14 protein-coding genes are annotated in these 18,737 nt (G+C 72.6%); 3 read left to right on the top strand and 11 right to left on the bottom strand.

Annotated features, from left to right (window positions below; genetic code table 11):
* Nucleotides 1-43: 43 nt before the first annotated feature.
* Nucleotides 44-1,480, bottom strand: coding sequence for a GTPase HflX (hflX, locus tag KUA19_RS00105; protein WP_254548376.1), 1,437 nt, complete (start codon nucleotides 1,478-1,480; stop codon nucleotides 44-46).
* 167 nt (nucleotides 1,481-1,647) lie between these two features.
* Between hflX and KUA19_RS00110 the strand changes: the two genes are divergently transcribed.
* The gene (locus KUA19_RS00110) at nucleotides 1,648-3,084 is read left to right on the top strand and encodes an NAD-dependent malic enzyme (protein WP_217393591.1); all 1,437 of its coding nucleotides are present in this window, start codon (nucleotides 1,648-1,650) and stop codon (nucleotides 3,082-3,084) included.
* A gap of 201 nt (nucleotides 3,085-3,285) precedes the next feature.
* On the opposite strand, the gene dapF is transcribed toward KUA19_RS00110, so the two are convergent.
* The gene (gene dapF, locus KUA19_RS00115) at nucleotides 3,286-4,065 is read right to left on the bottom strand and encodes a diaminopimelate epimerase (protein ID WP_217393593.1); all 780 of its coding nucleotides are present in this window, start codon (nucleotides 4,063-4,065) and stop codon (nucleotides 3,286-3,288) included.
* Nucleotides 4,062-5,021 (bottom strand): tRNA (adenosine(37)-N6)-dimethylallyltransferase MiaA, encoded by a 960-nt coding sequence (gene miaA / locus KUA19_RS00120; protein ID WP_217393595.1) that lies wholly within the window; start codon nucleotides 5,019-5,021, stop codon nucleotides 4,062-4,064. Before miaA ends, dapF begins: the two co-directional genes overlap by 4 nt.
* A gap of 235 nt (nucleotides 5,022-5,256) precedes the next feature.
* Here miaA and KUA19_RS00125 point away from each other — a divergent pair, with 235 nt between their 5' ends.
* Together KUA19_RS00125 and KUA19_RS00130 are read left to right on the top strand one after the other, a co-directional pair.
* Nucleotides 5,257-6,465, top strand: coding sequence for a DUF349 domain-containing protein (locus tag KUA19_RS00125; RefSeq protein ID WP_217393596.1), 1,209 nt, complete (start codon nucleotides 5,257-5,259; stop codon nucleotides 6,463-6,465).
* Between the two features lie 150 nt (nucleotides 6,466-6,615).
* Nucleotides 6,616-8,292, top strand: coding sequence for a cellulase family glycosylhydrolase (locus KUA19_RS00130; RefSeq protein ID WP_217393598.1), 1,677 nt, complete (start codon nucleotides 6,616-6,618; stop codon nucleotides 8,290-8,292).
* 428 nt (nucleotides 8,293-8,720) lie between these two features.
* Here the strand turns inward: KUA19_RS00130 and KUA19_RS00135 are convergent, their stop codons facing one another.
* The 8 genes from KUA19_RS00135 to miaB form a co-directional block, all read right to left on the bottom strand.
* Complete coding sequence (locus tag KUA19_RS00135) at nucleotides 8,721-9,617, bottom strand: aldo/keto reductase (protein ID WP_217393600.1); 897 nt, start codon at nucleotides 9,615-9,617, stop codon at nucleotides 8,721-8,723.
* 74 nt (nucleotides 9,618-9,691) lie between these two features.
* Nucleotides 9,692-11,128 (bottom strand): alkaline phosphatase family protein, encoded by a 1,437-nt coding sequence (locus KUA19_RS00140; RefSeq protein ID WP_217393602.1) that lies wholly within the window; start codon nucleotides 11,126-11,128, stop codon nucleotides 9,692-9,694.
* Nucleotides 11,116-12,378: a metabolite traffic protein EboE gene (gene eboE, locus KUA19_RS00145; protein ID WP_217393604.1), complete on the bottom strand. Its 1,263-nt coding sequence runs from the start codon at nucleotides 12,376-12,378 to the stop codon at nucleotides 11,116-11,118. Before eboE ends, KUA19_RS00140 begins: the two co-directional genes overlap by 13 nt.
* Nucleotides 12,378-13,226: a TatD family hydrolase gene (locus KUA19_RS00150; protein WP_217393606.1), complete on the bottom strand. Its 849-nt coding sequence runs from the start codon at nucleotides 13,224-13,226 to the stop codon at nucleotides 12,378-12,380. The genes eboE and KUA19_RS00150 overlap by 1 nt, the downstream gene beginning before the upstream one ends.
* Nucleotides 13,226-14,716 (bottom strand): EboA domain-containing protein, encoded by a 1,491-nt coding sequence (locus KUA19_RS44380; protein WP_308167246.1) that lies wholly within the window; start codon nucleotides 14,714-14,716, stop codon nucleotides 13,226-13,228. The genes KUA19_RS00150 and KUA19_RS44380 overlap by 1 nt, the downstream gene beginning before the upstream one ends.
* Before the next feature lie 17 nt (nucleotides 14,717-14,733).
* Nucleotides 14,734-15,645 carry an SCO3242 family prenyltransferase gene (locus tag KUA19_RS00165; RefSeq protein ID WP_308167247.1) on the bottom strand — a complete coding sequence of 304 codons (912 nt, stop codon included), beginning with the start codon at nucleotides 15,643-15,645 and terminating at the stop codon, nucleotides 14,734-14,736.
* Nucleotides 15,642-16,775 (bottom strand): inositol-3-phosphate synthase, encoded by a 1,134-nt coding sequence (locus tag KUA19_RS00170; protein WP_217393608.1) that lies wholly within the window; start codon nucleotides 16,773-16,775, stop codon nucleotides 15,642-15,644. The genes KUA19_RS00165 and KUA19_RS00170 overlap by 4 nt, the downstream gene beginning before the upstream one ends.
* A gap of 382 nt (nucleotides 16,776-17,157) precedes the next feature.
* On the bottom strand, nucleotides 17,158-18,723 hold the full coding sequence (gene miaB, locus KUA19_RS00175; RefSeq protein ID WP_217393610.1) for a tRNA (N6-isopentenyl adenosine(37)-C2)-methylthiotransferase MiaB: 1,566 nt from the start codon (nucleotides 18,721-18,723) through the stop codon (nucleotides 17,158-17,160).
* Between the last annotated feature and the right edge of the window lie 14 nt (nucleotides 18,724-18,737).

Genomic DNA, 18,737 nt, shown 5'->3' on the forward strand with positions numbered 1-18,737 from the left:
TTTGCCACGACCGGACGCACTACCGTGTAACGCGATTAATTCGTCACGATGCGTCTGAGACCCAGTCACTTTCGGTGATTGAGTATCGCTCCAGCTCAGCCGCCAACTCACGATCCACTCGTACCTTGAGCTGCGTACCCGCGGCGGTGTGACCCGACGCGAGCACCTCACCCCTTCGGTGGACTTTCGCCACCAGATCGCCACGGTCGTACGGCACACAGGCGACCACCTCGACCGCCGGGACCGGCAGCTTCGACTCGATCACCTCGCGCAGCTCATCGATGCCCGCGCCGGTGCGCGCCGAGACGAACACCGCGTCCGGCCACTCGCGCTTGAGCCGCAGCAGCGTCTCCGCCGACGCGGCGTCGGCCTTGTTGACCACCAGCAGCTCGGGCAGCCGGTCGGCACCGACCTCGGCCAGCACCTCGCGCACCGCCCGCACCTGCTCGGCCGGGTCCGGGTGGGCCCCGTCGACCACGTGCACGACCAGGTCGGCGTCGGCGACCTCCTCCAGCGTCGAGCGGAACGCCTCGACGAGCTGGTGCGGCAGGTGGCGCACGAACCCGACGGTGTCCGACAGCGTGTACTGCCGCCCGTCGCGGGCCGTGGTGCGCCGCGTCGCCGTGTCCAGGGTCGCGAACAGCGCGTCCTCGACCAGCACCCCGGCTCCGGTGAGCCGGTTGAGCAGGCTGGACTTGCCCGCGTTGGTGTAGCCCGCGATCGCCACCGACGGCACCTCGGCGGCCTTGCGGCCCTGCCGCTTGGTGTCGCGGATGGTGCCCATCGCGGTGATCTCGCGCTTGAGCTTGGCGATCCGGGTGCGGATGCGCCTGCGGTCGGTCTCCAGCTTCGTCTCACCGGGACCGCGCAGACCCACGCCGCCGCCCGCGCCGCCACCGCGACCGGAACCACCGGTCTGCCGGGACAGCGCCTCACCCCAACCGCGCAGCCTGGGTACCAGGTACTGCAGCTGGGCGAGCTCGACCTGGGCCTTGCCCTCCTTGCTCTTGGCGTGCTGGGCGAAGATGTCCAGGATCAGGGCGGTCCGGTCGACCACCTTGATCTTGATCTTCTCCTCCAGGTTGCGCAGCTGGCTGGGCGACAGCTCGCCGTCGCAGATCACGGTGTCGGCGCCGGTGGACTCGACCGCCGCCTTCAGCTCGTCGACCTTGCCGCGACCGATGAACGTGGCCGCGTCGGGCTGGCTGCGCCGCTGGATCAGGCCCTCCAGCACCTGCGACCCGGCCGTCTCGGCCAGGGCCGCGAGCTCGGTGAGCGAGTTCTCGGCGTCGGTGACGGTGCCGGAGGTCCAGACGCCTACCAGCACCACCCGCTCCAGCCGCAGCTGCCGGTATTCGACCTCGGTGACGTCGGTGAGCTCGGTCGAGAGTCCGGCTACCCGGCGCAGCGAGTGACGCTCGGCAAGCTCCAGGTCACCGGTGGTCCCGTCGGCCACCAGCGTGTCGGGAAATGTAGGCAAATCTGCTCCTCCATCGTTCAGGTGTACGGCTTCAAGGTTGGCACGCTGTGAGCCCAAGCGCACCTGCATTCGATGCCGGGTGTTACCCGCCAGTCGTGGGGTCGTAAAACCCTTCGTTCCAACGAGTGGGAAAATCTAGGCCGACCATCGACCCGAAAGGCGACATCGTGCCCACAACCCGCCTGCCCAGCGCCGGATACTCCATCACCGTACGAGTGGCGGTCATCGCCGACTCCTCGGCGGTCGGACGACTCACCACGGCGGTAGGCGAGGCCGGAGCGATCGTCACCGCCGTCGACGTCGTCGACTCCGACCACGTGCGGGTGGTCGCCGACGTCACCTGCGACACCGCCGACAGCGCCCACGCCGACCAGGTCGTCAAGGCCCTGGAGGCGATGGACGGGGTCGAGGTGCGCAAGGTCTCCGACCGCACCTTCCTGCTCCACCTCGGCGGCAAGATCGAGGTCACCTCGAAGGTGGCCCTGCGCACTCGGGACGAGCTTTCCCGGGCGTACACCCCGGGTGTGGCCCGGGTCTGCCAGGCCATCGCCGACAACCCCGACGACGCCCGTCGCCTGACCATCAAGCGCAACACCGTCGCCGTGGTCACCGACGGCTCGGCCGTGCTGGGCCTGGGCAACCTCGGCCCGGCCGCGGCGCTGCCGGTGATGGAGGGCAAGGCCGCCCTGTTCAAGCGCTTCGGCGGCGTGGACGCCTGGCCGGTGTGCCTGGACACCCAGGACACCGAGGAGATCATCAAGATCGTCAAGGCCATCGCCCCGGTGTACGGCGGCATCAACCTGGAGGACATCGCCGCCCCGCGCTGCTTCGAGATCGAGGCCCGGCTGCGCGAGATGCTGGACATCCCGGTCTTCCACGACGACCAGCACGGCACCGCGATCTGCGTGCTCGCCGCGCTCACCAACGCGCTGCGCGTGGTCGGCAAGAAGCTGGAGGACGTCAAGGTCGTGGTCTCCGGCGCAGGCGCCGCCGGTACGGCGATCATGAAGCTGCTGCTGCGCCAGGGCGTCGGCGACGTCATCGCGTACGACCGCCGCGGCGCCCTGCACCGCGACATGGCCGGCCTCGGCCCCGACTGGCAGTGGCTGGTCGAGCACACCAACCGGGACAACTACTCCGGCGACCTGCCCGGCGCGATCGCGGGCGCGGACGTGTTCATCGGCGTCAGCGCGCCGAACCTGCTCACCGGGGACGACATCGCCCGGATGGCCCCGAACTCCATCGTGTTCGCCCTGGCCAACCCCGACCCGGAGGTCGACCCGCGCGAGGCGCGCAAGTACGCCGCCGTGGTCGCCACCGGCCGCTCCGACCAGCCCAACCAGATCAACAACGTGCTGGCCTTTCCCGGCGTCTTCCGCGGCATGCTGGACGCCCAGGCCCGCGAGTTCACCGCCGAGATGGCCCTGGCCGCCGCGATGGCCATCGCCGACGTCGTGGGCGAGGAGAAGCTCAACCCGAGCGTCATCGTTCCCAGCGTCTTCGACTCCCGCGTCGCCCCGGCGGTCGCGGCCGCCGTCCGCGCCGTAGCCCAGCAGGCCGCCACCGCCCCCATCCTCGACACCGACCCCACCCCCACCGCCTAAGCCCAGTTGATCATGAACTTATGGCACGGTTCGACGGTGTGTCATGTGCACGGCTTCCTGATCGACCGCCCGACGAGGCACCGAAGTTGACCAGGAAGCCGTGCCGGCGACACACCGCCCACCCGTGCCATAAGTTCATGATCGACGGAGTGGAGGGGGCCGGGGCGGGCAGCGGGGTTGGCGGGTCAGCGGGTCAGGGGGTCAGAGGGGGATGTCGCCGGTGTAGGTGAGGACGGCGGGCCCTGCCAGCCAGCTGGTGTGGGCGTCCAGGGTGACCGCGAGGCGGCCGCCGGGGACGTCGACGGTGACGGTGCCAGTGGAGCGGCCGGAGGTGTACAGCGCCGCGACGCCGACCGCGGTGGCGCCGGTGCCACAGGACATGGTCTCGCCGGAGCCGCGCTCGTACACCCGCATGCGGCGGTGGTCGTCGGCGAGTTTCAGCGAGAACTCGACGTTGACCGAGGCCGGGAACATCCCCGCGTCCGTCTTCGGGGCGCGGCTCAGATCGACGGTGGCCAGCGTGTCGGCGTCGACGTCGCAGACCAGGTGCGGGTTGCCCATCGAGACGCCGAGGCCGCGGTGTTCGACCCCGTCGACGATCGCGGTGGACTCGCCCAGGATGGTGGGCGCGGCCATGTCGACCCGGATCCAGTCGCCCTCGACGTACGCGGTGCGCAGGCCGCCCCGGGTGGAGACCGGGATGACGTCGCCGGCCAGGCCGCGGGTGTGCAGGTAGCGGGCGAACACGCGGACCCCGTTGCCGCACATCTCGGACAGCGAGCCGTCGGAGTTCCAGTAGTCCATGAAGAACTCGGCGGCCGGGTCGGTCGAGCGCTGCACCCGCAGCACGCCGTCGCCGCCGATGCCGAAGCGGCGGTCGCACAGGGCCGCGACCTGGGCCGGGGTCAGCTCCGCCGTGCCGTCGAGATCCTCGATGATCACGAAGTCGTTGCCGGTGCCGTGCCCCTTGGTGAACCTCATGCCACTCCGCCAGCGCTGTCGATGATCTTTATCGCCTGCTCGACGAGGTCGGGCGCGGCGCCGTCGAGCCAGCGTACCGAGGGGTCGCGGCGCAGCCAGGAGCGCTGCCGCCGAACGAACCGGCGGGTGCCGGTGACCGTGTCCCGGTGTGCCTCATTCTCCTCGCACTCGCCCCGCAGGAAGGCCAGGACCTGCTGGTAGCCCAGCGCGCGCGATGCGGTGAGGCTGCCGTCCAGCCCGTGCGGCAGCAGCCCGCGCACCTCGTCGACGAACCCGGCCGCCCACATCCGGTCCACCCGCTGCTCGACCCGTACGTCCAGGTCCGCGCGGTCGACGGCGAGTTGCAGGCACCGGTACACCGGCACCGGTTCGGGCAGCGAGGCGGTGAACGGCTGCCCGGTGATCTCGATCACCTCCAGCGCGCGGACGATCCGCCGACCGTTGCTGGGCAGGATCTTCGCGGCGGCGACCGGGTCGGCCTGGGCCAGCCGGGCGTGCAGCGGCGCCGGACCGCCCGCCTCCAACTCGGCCTCCAGCCGGGCCCGCACGGCCGGGTCCGTACCCGGGAAGTCGAAGTCCTCCAACACCGCCCGCTGGTACAGCCCCGATCCCCCGACGAGCAGCGGCACCTTGCCGCGGCAGCGGATGTCGTCGATCGCGGCGCGGGCCAGCCGCTGGAACTCCGCCACGCTCGCGGGCGCGGTGACCGGCCAGAGGTCGAGCAGGTGGTGCGGCACGCCCTCGCGCTCGTCCTCGGTGAGTTTGGCGGTGCCGATGTCCATACCCCGGTAGACCTGCATGGAGTCGCAGTTGACCACCTCACCGCGCAGCGCGTGCGCCAGCGCGATGGAAAGCGCGGACTTGCCGGCGGCGGTCGGGCCGACGACGGCGACCACCTCGGGCGCGACGGGGTCGGGGGCGGGCGCCTGGCCGGTGTCGGAGGGGACGGAACTCACGCCGACAACCGTAACCGGATCGTGCTCTGCCAGCCGGGGTACACCAGATGCGGTGTGGGCGCGGACCCCGTAAGGTCACCTTGTCCTGGGCGCGCGACGCGTGCCCAGCGGGACCTGTGACAATGCTTCTGGGAGCGGCGTACTCTCCCACGGGATCACGGGTTTGACTGCGCTATGGCGGCGACCTCGGCACGGACGTGACGGGGTTCGGTCGGGAAGAACGAGGATGGGCATCATGAGCGACTGGGCATCGTATGGCCGGGTGGACGCCGACGGCACGGTCTGGGTGAAGTCGGCCGCGGGCGAGCGCGCCGTCGGATCATGGCAGGCCGGCACGCCCGAGGAGGGTTTGGCGCACTTCGTCCGACGGTACGAGGATCTCGTCACCGAGGTCGACCTGATCGAGACCCGGCTCAACTCGGGCGCGGCCGACGCCGCGCAGAGCGTGAGCACGGTCAAGCGCCTGCGGGCGAGCCTGGACGAGGCGCACGTGGTCGGCGACATCGACGGCCTGGCGGCCCGGTTGGACCGGTTGTCCGCGCTGGCCGACGAGAAGGCGGGTGCTGCCAAGGCCGCCCGCGACGCCGCCCGCGCCGAGGCTGTGGCCCGTAAGACCACCCTGGTCGAGGAGGCCGAGAAGCTGGCCGCCGAGTCGACCAGCTGGAAGGCGACCGGCGACCGGTTCAAGGAGATCCTCGACGAGTGGAAGACCATTCGCGGGGTCGACAAGAAGACCGACGGCGACCTGTGGAAGCGCTTCTCCGTCGCCCGTGACAGCTTCACGCGTCGCCGGGGCGGCCACTTCGCCACCCTGGACGCGGCCCGCAAGCAGGCCCAGACCGTCAAGGACGACCTGGTGGCCGAGGCCGAGTCGCTGGCCGAGTCGACCGACTGGGCGGCCACCGCGGCCCGGCTCAAGGAGCTGATGGCGGACTGGAAGACCGCGCCGCGCGCCTCCAAGGAGGCCGAGCAGAAGCTGTGGGACCGTTTCCGGGCCGCGCAGGACGCCTTCTTCTCCCGCCGCAGCGAGGTCTTCTCCGCCCGCGACAACGAGCAGAAGGCCGCGCTGGTGCGCCGCCAGGAGCTGCTGTCGCAGGCCGAGGCGATCGACGTGGACGCCGACCCGAAGGCCGCGCAGAACGCGCTGCGCGAGATCCTGGGCCAGTGGCACGACACCGGCCGGGTCCCCCGCGAGTCCGTCGCCGGGCTGGACCGGCGCCTGCGCGCGGTCGAGGACAAGGTCCGCGACGCGATGGACGCGGCGTGGCGGCGTACCGAGCCGTCGGCCAACCCGCTGCTGGCGCAGATGCGTGAGCAGGTGGCCGAAGCCGAGGCGCGGCTGGAGCGGGCCCAGGCGGCCGGCGACGCCAAGCGCATCAAGGAGGCCGAGCAGGCGCTGGCGGGCAAGCGAAACTTTCTTGCCCTGGCCGAGAAGGCCAGCTGAGTTTCACCTGATCAACCGAGAGGGGCGGGCGCTGCGGCGCTCGCCCCTCTTGCTGTGCTCGGCATGGACGGTGCACGATGTAACCGGAGCCAGGGCAGGCACGCATTTCCCGATCAAGCAGAAGTCCGTTATGGATGGAGCACACCCGAAATGCGTTTCAAGTCTCGTCCGGCTGCCCTCGTGGCCGCCGTCTCGGCCGCGCTCGCCACAGCGGCCACCGCCCTCGTGGCGGTCACCCTCACCGCGGGCCCGGCCAGCGCCGACACCGGCACCGGCTACCTGCACACCAACGGTCGCAACATCGTCGACAGCGCCGGTAAGACCGTCCGCCTGACCGGCATCAACTGGTTCGGCATGGAGACCGACAACAAGACCTTCCACGGGCTGTGGGCCAACGCCCCGGCCACCTGGAAGGGGCAGCTCGACAAGATGGCCTCGCTGGGCTTCAACACCCTGCGCGTGCCGTACTCCGGTGACGCGCTCAAGGCCGGTGCGGCCGCCACCGGCATCAACGACTACACCAACCCGGACCTGATCGGGCTGTCGCCGCTGCAGATCCTGGACAAGGTGATCGCGTACGCCGGGACCAAGGGGATGCGCGTCATCCTCGACCGGCACCGGCCGACCGCGGCCGGGCAGACCCCGCTGTGGTACACCGCGAGCGTCTCCGAGGCCAGCATGATCGCCGACTGGCAGATGCTGGCGGCGCGGTACGCGGGCAACCCGACGGTGATCGGCGCCGACCTGTTCAACGAGCCGCACGCCGAGGGCACCGACCCGGCCGCGACCGGCGCCTGCTGGGGCTGCGACGTGCAGGCCCGTGACTGGCGCCTGGCGGCCGAGCGCATCGGCAACGCGATCCTGCAGACCAACTCGAACTGGCTGATCTTCGTCGAGGGTGTGAGCTGCCTGTCCGGTGGCGTCGCCAACGTCTGGGACAACATCCCCGACGACCCGATGGCCTGCGACTGGTGGGGTGGCAACCTGTCCGCCGCGATCGACAAGCCGGTCCGGCTGAACGTGGCCAACCGCCTGGTCTACTCGCCGCACGAGTACGGCATCTCGGTGTACGACCGGCAGTCCTGGTTCAACGACCCCAACTTCCCGAACAACCTGCCGGCCGTCTGGGACGCCTTCTGGGGCAAGATCGCAAAGCAGAACGTGGCCCCGATCATGATCGGCGAGTTCGGCAGCACCCTGGCCAACCCGCTCGACGTGCAGTGGCTGACCAAGCTGATGGCCTACATCGGCGACAACGGGCTGTCGTTCACGTACTGGTCGTGGAACCCCAACTCGGGTGACACCGGGGGTATCGCACTCGACGACTGGTACTCGATCAACCAGACGAAGTACAACATCCTGCAGCCGTACCTGAACCCGCCGTCGGGCAACCCGTCGCCGCAGCCGTCGTCGGCCAGTCCGTCGCCGTCGCGGTCGACCTCGCCCTCGCCGTCGGTCTCCCCGTCGCGGTCGGCCTCGCCGTCCCCGTCGGCCTCCCCGTCACCCGGCGGCAACGGCACCTGCACCAAGGTCGTGACCATCACGAACTCGTGGCAGGGCGGCTACCAGGCCGAGGTGAAGGTGACCAACACCAGCACCAGCGCGGTCAACCCGTGGACGGTCACCTGGACCGTGCCCAGCGGGGTGGCGCTCACCAACGGCTGGAACGCCACGGTGACCCAGAGCGGCACCACCATCACGGCGGCCGCGCCGAGCTGGAGCACGTCGCTGGCGCCGGGTGCCAGCGTGGCGATCGGGTACACGGCCACCGGGCCGTCCAGCCCCGCGCCGAGCAACGTCAAGCTCAACGGCGTCACCTGCGCGTGACCCGCAACCGGCGGCGCTGACGCAACCCCAGCCGCCGCCAGCCCGCCGCCGCGCACCGCGATTGAGATCCGCGGCGGCGGGTAACCCTCTCCTGGCGCCGCATCGATCCACCGGTGACCACCGGTCCGCGCGCCAGGCTCGTCGGCTCGGACATGCCTCGTCCGAGCCGACGAGTATTTCCACCCCCTGCCCCGCCCCGCCCCACCGCGGCGCACACGCCCCGCCGCGCCTAGCCCAGCCCGGCCCGGCCTAGCTGCAGTTTCGGGGAAACTGCACGAATCTTGGCCCGGTTTCGTGCAGTTTCCCCGAAACTGCACCCACCTTCCCGGAACTGCGCGCACCGCCCGCGCACGCGGGCCGGGGGCGCACCGGACGACCGTTACGAAGGGGCCCTTCTACCTCGGAAAGCGATAAGAAGGGGCCCTTCCTTACCCGAGGGTGGCGAGGGTGGGGGGTGGGAGGTGGATGGCGCCGGCGGCGATGTTGGCGGTCAGGTGGGCGGGGTCGCCGGTGCCGGGGATGGCCAGTACGTGCGGGCCCTGGTGCAGGGTCCAGGCCAGGCGGATCTGGTGCGGGGTCGCGTCGTGGGCGCGGGCGAGGTCGGACAGGGCGGCGTCGTGGTCGGCCGAGGCGCCCGACTCGCGGCCGCTGCCCGCCACGGCGAAGAAGGGGGTGTACGCCACCCCGCGCCGCCCGCACTCGCGCAGCAACTCGTCGTCGGTGCGGTTGAAGTCCAGCGCGTACCCGTTCTGCACGCAGGCGACGGGCGCGATCTCCTGGGCCTCGTCGAGATGGTCCAGCCGGACGTTGGACAGGCCGAGGTTGCGGATCAGGCCCTCCTCGCGCATCCGGGCCAGCGCCCCGAACCGCTCGGCGATCGAGTCCCGCCCGGGGCGTTTCACGATCCGCAGGTTGACCAGGTCGAGCTCGTCGCGGCCGAGCCGCCGCAGGTTCTCCTCCACCTGCGCCCGCAACTGGGCGTAGGTCGTCGCCTCGCTCCACTCGCCGTGTTCGTCCAGCCCCGGCCCGACCTTGGTGGCGAGGAACAGATCGGCTGGGTAGGGCGCGAGGGCGTCGCGGATCAGTTCGGTCGCGTAGCGCACCGGACCGGGCGGGCCGTCGATGATGCCGCCGGGCGAGAAGTAGAACGCCGCCGTGTCGATGTGGTTCACACCGAGCTCGACCGCCCGCCGCAGGACGGAGATGGCGCGGTCGCGGTCGGGGTTGGCGGTCAGGCGCATCGAGCCGAAGCCCATCCGGTGGACGGTCCGGTCGCCGAGGAGCCAGGTGCCCGCGGCGGCCGCGGTGATCTCGTTCGTAGGCATCGGGCGACCGTAGCGGTGCTGCGCTGAGCCGCGCAGCCGGTCGGGTGACCGATACCGCGAAACCGCGATCGCTGCTACTTTTCTTGTACTGGAACAGCCAGACCGGACAGTCGCAGCATCAGGTCCTTGACCTCCGTGGCGGCGAAGCCGTCGCGGGCCGCGGTGGCGTCCGAGCAGATCAGCAGGGGTCCGTCGGCGGGGTCGGCGGGCAGCCGGCCGTGCGAGCCGCGTACCGCCGCCGCCCCGGCGTCCAGGCCCACCACCTGCATCAGGTAGCGCAGGCCCAGCTTCTTGCGCAGCAGCGCCAGCGCCGCGCGCCGCTTGGCCGCGCCCGGCCCGGCCGGGTCGAACAGCAGCTCGGCGGGGTCGTAGCCGGGCTTTCGGTGGATCTCCACCAGCCGGGCGAAGTCGGGGGCGCGGGCGTCGTCGAGCCAGTAGTAGTACGTGAACCACGCGTCGGGCTCGGCGACGAGCACGAGTTCCCCGGCGCGCGGGTGGTCCAGCCCGTGCTCGCGCTTGCCCTGGGCGTCGAGCACCTGCTCGACCCCGGCCAGGTCGGCGCAGACCTTGCGCACCAGCGGGAGGTCGGCGGGGTCGCGGACGTACACGTGGGCGAGTTGGTGGTCGGCGACGGCGAAGGCGCGCGAGGTCCACGGGTCGAGGTACTCCATGCCCGCCTGGGTGTGCACCCGCAGCAGGCCCTCGGCGCGCAGCGCGCGGTTGATGTCGACGGGGCGGCGGGCCGGGGTGATGCCGTACTCGGACAGGGCCAGCACGGTCGCGCCCCGGGCGGCGGCCGCGTCCAGCAGCGGGCCGACGACCGTGTCCAGTTCGGCCGCGGCGGCCGCGGCGCGCGGGTCGTCGGGGCCGTGCCGCTGCAGGTCGTAGTCGAGGTGCGGCAGGTAGACCAGGGTCAGGTCCGGGGCGTACGCCGACATGATCCGCCGCGCGGCCGCGCCGATCCACCGCGACGAGGCGATGCCCGCCCCCGGCCCCCAGAACTGGAACAGCGGGAAGGTGCCCAGCTCGGCGGTGAGTTCGTCGTGCAGCGCGGGCGGGTCGGTGTAGCAGTCCGGCTCCTTGCGACCGTCGGCGCGGTAGACCGGCCGTGGCGTCACGGTCCAGTCCACGTCGGCGCCCATCGCGTACCACCAGCACACGTTGGCGACCGAGTAGCCGGGGTGCACCCGGCGCGCGGCGTCCCAGACCTTCTCGCCGCCGACCAGCGCGTGGTGCTGCCGCCACAGCAGCACCTCGCCCAGGTCGCGGAAGTACCACCCGTTGCCGACGATGCCGTGCACCGCCGGCGGCGCGCCGGTGAGCAGCGTCGCCTGCACCGAGCAGGTGACCGCGGGCAGCACCGTGCCCAGCCGGGCCGCGAATCCGGCCTGGGCCAGCGCGTTCAGCCGAGGCATGTGCGGCAGCAGGCGCGGGGTCAGCCCGACGACGTTCAGCACGACCAGCGGGGTCACCGGGCCCGGCGGCACCTGGCCCGGCGTCACCGGGCCCATGGCGCGCCCCCGGTGACGAAGCGGGCCGGGGCGGGTTCACCGGGGACGGTGTCGACCAGCCCCAGTCCGCGCAGTTCGTCGCGGGCGAAAGCCAGCTCGGCGGCGATGCCCGCGGCCAGCTGCTCCGGGGTGTCCGGGCGCTGGCCGGGCGGCAGCACGCTCCACGTGTAGGTCTCGACGTCGACGTGGTCGCAGGCCATGATCGGGCCGCCGTACAGCTCGCGCAGGGCGGTCCGGAGCACGGGCAGGGTCGAGGCGAGCGGGGGCGCGGGTTCGACGTGCAGCGGCACGTGGAAGTGCACCCGCCAGCCCTGACCGGGCACCTGGACGGGCCGGGCGGCCCCCTGGGACGGGCGACGTGCCGCCACGTGCGCGGGCGCGTGCAGCAGGTCCAGGGCCTGGTCCAGGTCGTCGGCGGCCTCGCCCCCGGCGCCCCGGGTCTGGTGCAGGAACTTCGGTTCGGCGTACCCCCGCAGCACGGACGCGGCCGCGACCGGGTCCTCGGCCGCCAGCGCCGCCGACACCTGCACCTTGACCACCGGCAGCCCGGCGCGGGCCAGCCGGGCCAGCGCCGCCGCGGGCTCCTCCCAGGCGCAGGCCAGGTGGGCCAGGTCGAGGCAGACGCCGAGCCAGTCGCCGTCCATGCCCGACCACAGCCGGGCCGCCTGGTGGGTGTTCTCGACCACGCAGCCGGGTTCGGGCTCGAACCCGACCTGCACGGTCCGGCCGGTCCGCCCGGCGATCTCGGCCAGGCCGTCGGCCAGCTCCGCCAGTGCCCGGTCGACCGCCCCGGCCCGCTCCGGGCCCCACGGCTCGCGCCACGCCACCGGCAGCGTGGAGATCGACCCGCGCACCGCGTCGTCGGGCAGCAGATCGGCCAGCACCCGGGCCAGGTCCAGCGTGTAGCGCAGCCGCTCCCGGGTGGTCCAGTCCGGGTGGTAGACCTCGTGTTTGACCACGTCGGCGTGGAACGCCTGGTACGGGAACCCGTTGAGCGTCACCACCTCCAGCCCGCGCGCGTCCAGCTCGTGGCGCAGCCTGCGGCGCAGCACCGGCTCGTGGGCCAGCGCGGCGGCGACCGGCGCGGCCAGCCACAGCCCCAGCCCGAGCACGTCCACGTCCAGCTTCTTGCGCACCGCCAGCCCGTACGTGTCGAGCTGCGCCACGATCCCGTCGAGGTCCTCGGCCGGGTGCACGTTGGTGCAGTAGCTCAGGTGCACCGTCTGCCCGTCGCGATGGGCCAGCCGCATCAGGCACCCCCGCGCAGGATCGAGTTGCCCGCGTACGTCGCCTCGCCACTGACCCCGTCGAGGTCCAGCCGCTTGGACTGCCCGTAGAACTCGACCGGGTTGCGCCACAGCACCCGGTCCACGTCGTCCTCGTCGAACCCGGCCGCGAGCATCGCCTCACCGGTCCGCAGCGTCAGCAGCGGATCCGACCGGCCCCAGTCGGCGGCCGAGTTGACCAGCATCCGCTCGGTGCCGCACTCGCGCAGGATCGCCACCATCCGCTCCGGTGACATCTTCGTGTCCGGGTAGATGGAGAAGCCCAGCCAGCAGCCCGTGTCGCGGACCAGCCCGACGGTGACCTCGTTCAGGTGATCGATGACCACGGCGGCGGGGTCCAGGCCGGACTCGGCGACCACGGCCAGGCTGCGCCGGGTGCCGGTGACCTTGTCCCGGTGCGGGGTGTGCACCAGCGCGGGCAGGCCGAACTCCAGCGCCAGCGCGAGCTGCGCGGCGAACACCTCGTCCTCGGCGGGGGTCATCGCGTCGTACCCGATCTCGCCGACCGCGACCACGCCGTCCTTGTCCAGGTAGCGCGGCACCAGGTCCAGCACCTCGCGGCAGCGCGGGTCGTTGGCCTCCTTCGGGTTCAGCGCGATCGTGGCGTAGTGCCGGATGCCGAACTGCCCGGCCCGGAACGGCTCCCAGCCGATCAGCGCGTCGAAGTAGTCGGTGAACGAGCCCGCGTTGGTGCGTGGCTGGCCCAGCCAGAACGCGGGCTCCACCACGGCCCGCACCCCGGCGGCGGCCATCGCCGCGTAGTCGTCGGTGGTGCGCGAGGTCATGTGCACGTGCGGGTCGAAGATGCGCATCAGTTCCCCTTCTCCAGGCGTTCCAGCAGCCGCGCCGCGTCGTCGGGCAGGGTCCGCCCGGCGGCGTGCCGCTCGGCCGACAGCCCCGCCAGCATCGCGGCGAGTTCGCGGTCAGCGCGGCGGTCCAGCCCGTCCACGGCGGACAGGGCGATGCCCATGAACACGCACTTGAGCACCGCCTGCCGCCAGGCGGCCGCGTCCAGGTGCCGGGCGTACGGCCCGAGCGCCGCCGCCACCAGCCGCGTGTCGTTGGTGCGGATCGCGTCGTGCAGCAGGTCCACGGCGTCCGGCCCCACCGGCAGCAGCGGCAGCGCCCGCAGCACCGCCCGGCGCTCGGCGGCGTCGCCGTGCCGGTACAGCTCCCGGGCCTGCCCGGCGACCTCGTCGGCGGGCAGCGCCGACAGCAGCAGCGCGCGGGCCGCCTCGTCGGCGCTCCACCCGGGCGCGGTGGCCAGCGACTCCCGCCCACACCGGCGCCCGGCCGCCGCGAAGAAGCCGCCGATGCGGGCGGGCTCGGCGGCGACCCTGGCCAGCGCCCCGCGCAGCCAGGTCGGACCCTCCGACCGGGTCCCGGGCGCGGGGTGCAGCAGCGCGGCCCGCAGCTCGTCCAGCCCGGACGGGCGCGGTTCCCGGCCGGGGCGGCGCTGGCTGGGCGGGCCGACCGGCTGCCCGGACGCGGCCCGCAGGAAGGTCAGCGAACGCGCCGCCACCTCGGGCGCGGCGTGCGAGTGCCGGGGCAGCTCGACGCCGACCAGCCCGCGGTAGCCCGAGTCGGTCAGCGCCCGCAGCACCGGCGGAAAGTCGATCTCCCCTGCGCCGAACTCCAGGTGCTCGTGCACCCCGCGCCGCATGTCCTCGATCTGCACGTTGACCAGGTGCGGCGCGGCCTGCCGGACGCACTCGGCCACGCCTACGGCCTCGTTGGCCCGGCAGTGCCCGAGGTCCAGCGTCAACCCGAAGCCGTCGGGGGTGCCCAGCGCCCGGTGCAGCGCGTGCCAGCCCGCCAGGTCGGCCACGAGCATGCCCGGCTCCGGTTCGAAGCCCAGCGGCACCCCGGCCGCCTGCGCGGCCTTGACGACCTGCTCGCAGCCGTCGAGCAGCCGGTCCCAGCCCTGCCGCCGGGACACGTGACCGGGCAGCACGCCCGACCAGCACGACACCGCCTCGGCGCCCAGGTCGGCGGCGATCGCCACGGCCCGACGCAGGAAGTCCAGCCGCAACTCGCGGTCGTCGTCCAGCAGCGTCGGGGCGTGCTTGCGGTGCGGGTCGAGCAGGTAGCGGGCGCCGGTCTCGACCACCACCGACAGCCCCAGCGCGGACAGCCGGGCGGCGGTCCCGGCGACGCGCCGGGCCAGGCCCGGGGCGTACGGGTCGAGGTGGTGGTGGTCCAGCGTCAGCGCCACCCCGACATAGCCGAGCCCGGCGATGACGTCGAGGGCGTCGGTGAGCCGGTGGTTGCTGAAGCCGTTGGTGCCATATCCAAAGCGCATACCGTCGAAACGTAAGTTCATGTGGGCGAGATCCTCCGGGCCAGGCGCCGGGCCAGCGGCGCGGCGGCGGTCAGCACGAGCGCGGGGAGGCTCGCGCCGTGCCGGGCGGTGAGCGCGGCCTGCAGCGTCGGTAGTCCGGTGATGCCGGACCCGACAGCGGCCCGCACCTGCGGCGCGTCGGGCTGCCGGGCGGCCCGTACCTGCGGGCGGCCGTAGTGGTTCAGGTAGAGCCCGGCCAGGGCGACCGGCAGCAGCCCGCGCCACCCCGTCCGTCCTCGGTCCTGGCGGCGCTGCGCGCCGGCTGCGGTGGCGGCGACGGCCAGCGTCCCGGCCAACGTCGCCACCGGCAGCCGGCGGTCGGCGCCGTCCATCTCCCGCCGCGACAGCGCGGTCACCGTGTAGGTGTGCGCGGCGACCGTCGCGGCCGCGGGCAGGGCCCGGCGGACTGAGCCGCCGGTGGCGCCGAGGAGCACGTCCAGTCCCCGGCAGGCGGCCATCGCGGCCGGCCCGGCGGGTCCGTTCTTGGCGACCAGGTCGTAGGCCCAGACCGCCCCGGCCAGGGGCGCCGCCACGGCCAGGGCGCGCCTGCCGCCCGCCCACGCGGCCAGGCCGAGGCCCGCCGCGGTCAGCCCGGCGGCCAGGCCCAACGCCGTGTTCGGGCTGACCCGACCGCTCGGGATGGGCCGCTGCGGCCGCTCGACCGCGTCGAGTTCCCGGTCGGCCCAGTCGTTGGCGGCCATGCCCGCCAGGTACAGGCACACCGACGCGGCCGCCAGGCCGGGGGTACGCCGCCCCAGCGTGCCCGCCGTGGCCGCACCGACCAGCACGTCACCCGGCACCGACAACGCGGCCGGGGCCCGCACCAGCTCGGCCAGGTCCCCCAGCCGAGCCAGCCCCGACCGGCGCGCGCCAACACCCGACCGGCTCACGCCAGCCCCGCGATCAGCGCTCGCAGCGCCTCGAACTGGCCGCTGAGGTCGTGACAGACCGAGCCGATCGGGTCCTTGAAGAAGAAGGCCAGCTCCGGCAGCGGACCGCGCCGACCGGCGGCGTGCGCGCCGGCCGCGATCCGGGCCAGGTCCAGCACCAGCGGCGCGGCCAGGGCCGAGTCGCAGCCGTGCCAGGTGAACTCCAGCCGCATCGGCGTGCCCAGGAAGCCGCGGAAGGTGACGAGGTCCCAGGCGGCCTTGAAGTCGCCGAGGTCGGCGACGTACTCGATGCGGGTGTGGCCCTCGGGCTGGTAGCCCAGCGTCTCGGCGAGCACCCGCTGCTTGCTGGCGGCCTTGGCCGCGTTGGCGTCGGGCCGGGCCAGGTTGGCGCCGTCCCCGCCGCCGAGCAGGTTCGTCCCCGACCAGGACCGCACCTGCAGGTTGCGCTGGGCGAACATCGGCGCGAGCACCGACTTGACCAGGGTCTCCCCGGTCTTGCCGTCATGCCCCGCGTACGGCACCCCCGCCCGCAGCGCCAGCTCGTGCAGCGCGGGCAGCCGCGCCCCGGTCGACGGCGTGAAGTCCACGTACGAGCACCCGGCGGCGAACGCCGCGTACGCGTAAAGCGAGCTGGGCGGCAGCACCTCGTCATCGCCGTCCAACGCCGCCACCAGCGCGTCAGCGTCGGCGTGGGCTGGATGTGGGGCCGCGTGCGGCTCGGTGGCCGACACGTTCACCACGACGACGCGGTCCAGTGCGTGGCGCTCGCGGAAGTCGGTCAGATCGGCGGCGGCCTGTGCTGCGGTCGCGGCCTGAGTGTCGCCGCGCGGCGCCGGGCGCAGCTCGGGCTCGATCGCGACCAGATCAGGTCGCAGCGCCGCGACCAGGCGCGCGGGCAGCACCCCGGCCTCGGCCAGTTCGTCAGCCCGCTTGACCAGCGGCGTCGACACCAGGTCGTGACCACCGAAGACCAGCTCGGACAGGGCGGGCAGGGCGGGGCTGCGCAGTTGTGGGAGTTCGGTGACGCATCCGGTCGGCTCGGCCAGACCGGCTCGCAGCCCGGCAGCCCCGACGATGCTGGTTACGGCGACCGACCCCCGCCCACCGACCAGCCAGACACCTGTTCGCATTGTGGTCTCCCGGGGAGATTGAGGAGAAACCAAGCCAGATTACTTGATTTCGCCACAATACCCGGATGCACACGCTATGTCCGTTTGTCCGCCATCCCCGCAGCTCACCCCCGCGTGTTCCAACCCCACTCCGGCCACGGGCGGTGCCCCCGCCCGCCCGAGCGGGCGCCGAACAACCCGCCGGACGGGCGCCGAACAACCCGCCCGAGCGGGCGCCGAACAACCCGCCGGACGGGCGCCGAACAACCGCCGGGCGGACCAAGATCGCGCAAGTTGCCGGGCAATCGTGGGAAAGACGGTTCAAGATACGCACGATTGCCCGGCAACCTGGATGACCTTGAAACGCGCGCGCCGGAGGGCGGCGCCGGGCTTCGGGGGGCGGTCAGCAGGTGGAGCAGGCGCTGCCGGTGGTGGGGGTGGGCTGGGTGGGCGGCTTGCCGATGGTGGGCAGGCCGAGCATCACCCCGGCGGTACGGACCGCGCGGCCCGCCTCGTACGCGTCACCGGCCCTGGTCCGGCGGTGCGACAGCAGCGGCCCGTCGGCGTTGAGGTGATGCGGCGCGGCATAACTGACCTCGGTGTGCACCACGTCGCCCGGCCGGACGGCGGCCGCCTGCTCGGGCGTGACCGCGAAGTGGACCAGTCGGCCGTCGCGGGCGCGTCCGGACATACGCCCGGTGGCCTCGTCCTTTCGCCCCTCACCGACCGCGACGAGCACTTCCAGCTCGCGCCCGACCTGCTTCTTGTTCTCCGCCCAGGTGATGTCCTCCAGGGTGGCGACCAGGCGCTCGTAGCGCTCCTGCACCACCTGCTTGGGCACCTGGCCGTCCATGGTCGCCGCGGGCGTGCCGGGCCGCTTGGAGTACTGGAACGTGAACGCCGAGGAGAAGCGCGACTCGCGCACCACGCGCAGCGTCTCCTCGAAGTCGGCGTCGGTCTCGCCGGGGAAGCCGACGATGATGTCGGTGGTGATCGCCGCGTCGGGCATCGCCGCGCGCACGTTCTCGATGATCGACAGGTACCGGTCGGACCGGTATGACCGCTTCATCGCCCGCAGCACCGCGTCCGAGCCGGACTGCAGCGGCATGTGCAGTTGGTGGCAGACGTTGGCCGTTTCGGCCATCGCCTCGATCACGTCGTCGGTGAACGCGGCCGGGTGCGGGCTGGTGAAGCGCACCCGCTCCAGGCCCCTGTCCTGCAACTGCCCGCAGGCGCGCAGCAGCTTGCCGAAGGCCAGCCGGTCGCCGAACTCCACGCCGTACGTGTTGACGTTCTGGCCGAGCAGGGTCACCTCGAGCACGCCCTCGGCGACCAGCGCCTCGACCTCGGCCAGGATCTCGCCGGGGCGACGGTCCTTCTCCTTGCCGCGCAGGCTGGGCACGATGCAGAAGGTGCAGGTGTTGTTGCACCCCACCGAGATCGACACCCACCCGGAGTACGTCGACTCGCGCCGGGTCGGCAGCGTCGACGGGAAGACCTCCAGCGACTCCAGCAGCTCCACCTGGGCGGACTCGTTGTGGCGGGCCCGCTCCAGCAGCACCGGCAGCGAGCCGATGTTGTGGGTGCCGAACACCACGTCGACCCAGGGCGCCTTCTTGACGATGTCGCCCTGGTCCTTCTGCGCCAGGCAGCCGCCGACCGCGATCTGCATGCCGGGGTTCTTGTCCTTGACCGGGCGCAGGTGGCCGAGGTTGCCGTAGAGGCGGTTGTCGGCGTTCTCGCGTACCGCGCAGGTGTTGAAGACGACCACGTCCGGCACCCGGCCCGGCTCGGCGGCCGGGTCGAGCCGCACGTAGCCGGCGCCGTCGAGCAGCCCCGAGATGCGCTCGGAGTCGTGCACGTTCATCTGGCAGCCGTACGTGCGCACCTCGTAGGTGCGCACGGGCTGGACCTCGCCGTCGGGCTGACCTTCGGCGGCGGGAAGCTGGGTGTCAGGCAGGGTAGTCATCTCAACCGAAAAGG

It is taken from the genome of Catellatospora tritici (genome assembly GCF_019083965.1).
GTDB classification, from domain to species: domain Bacteria; phylum Actinomycetota; class Actinomycetes; order Mycobacteriales; family Micromonosporaceae; genus Catellatospora; species Catellatospora tritici.

Coding starts and splice junctions, on each gene's coding strand:
- KUA19_RS00150 (WP_217393606.1), bottom strand. CDS start 13,226: ATGCGCATCTTCGACCCGCACGTGCACATGACCTCGCGCACCACCGAC.
- eboE (WP_217393604.1), bottom strand. CDS start 12,378: ATGCGGCTGGCCCATCGCGACGGGCAGACGGTGCACCTGAGCTACTGC.
- KUA19_RS00130 (WP_217393598.1), top strand. CDS start 6,616: ATGCGTTTCAAGTCTCGTCCGGCTGCCCTCGTGGCCGCCGTCTCGGCC.
- KUA19_RS44380 (WP_308167246.1), bottom strand. CDS start 14,716: ATGCGCTTTGGATATGGCACCAACGGCTTCAGCAACCACCGGCTCACC.
- KUA19_RS00135 (WP_217393600.1), bottom strand. CDS start 9,617: ATGCCTACGAACGAGATCACCGCGGCCGCCGCGGGCACCTGGCTCCTC.
- dapF (WP_217393593.1), bottom strand. CDS start 4,065: ATGAGGTTCACCAAGGGGCACGGCACCGGCAACGACTTCGTGATCATC.
- KUA19_RS00170 (WP_217393608.1), bottom strand. CDS start 16,775: ATGCGAACAGGTGTCTGGCTGGTCGGTGGGCGGGGGTCGGTCGCCGTA.
- KUA19_RS00140 (WP_217393602.1), bottom strand. CDS start 11,128: ATGGGCCCGGTGACGCCGGGCCAGGTGCCGCCGGGCCCGGTGACCCCG.
- KUA19_RS00125 (WP_217393596.1), top strand. CDS start 5,257: ATGAGCGACTGGGCATCGTATGGCCGGGTGGACGCCGACGGCACGGTC.
- miaB (WP_217393610.1), bottom strand. CDS start 18,723: ATGACTACCCTGCCTGACACCCAGCTTCCCGCCGCCGAAGGTCAGCCC.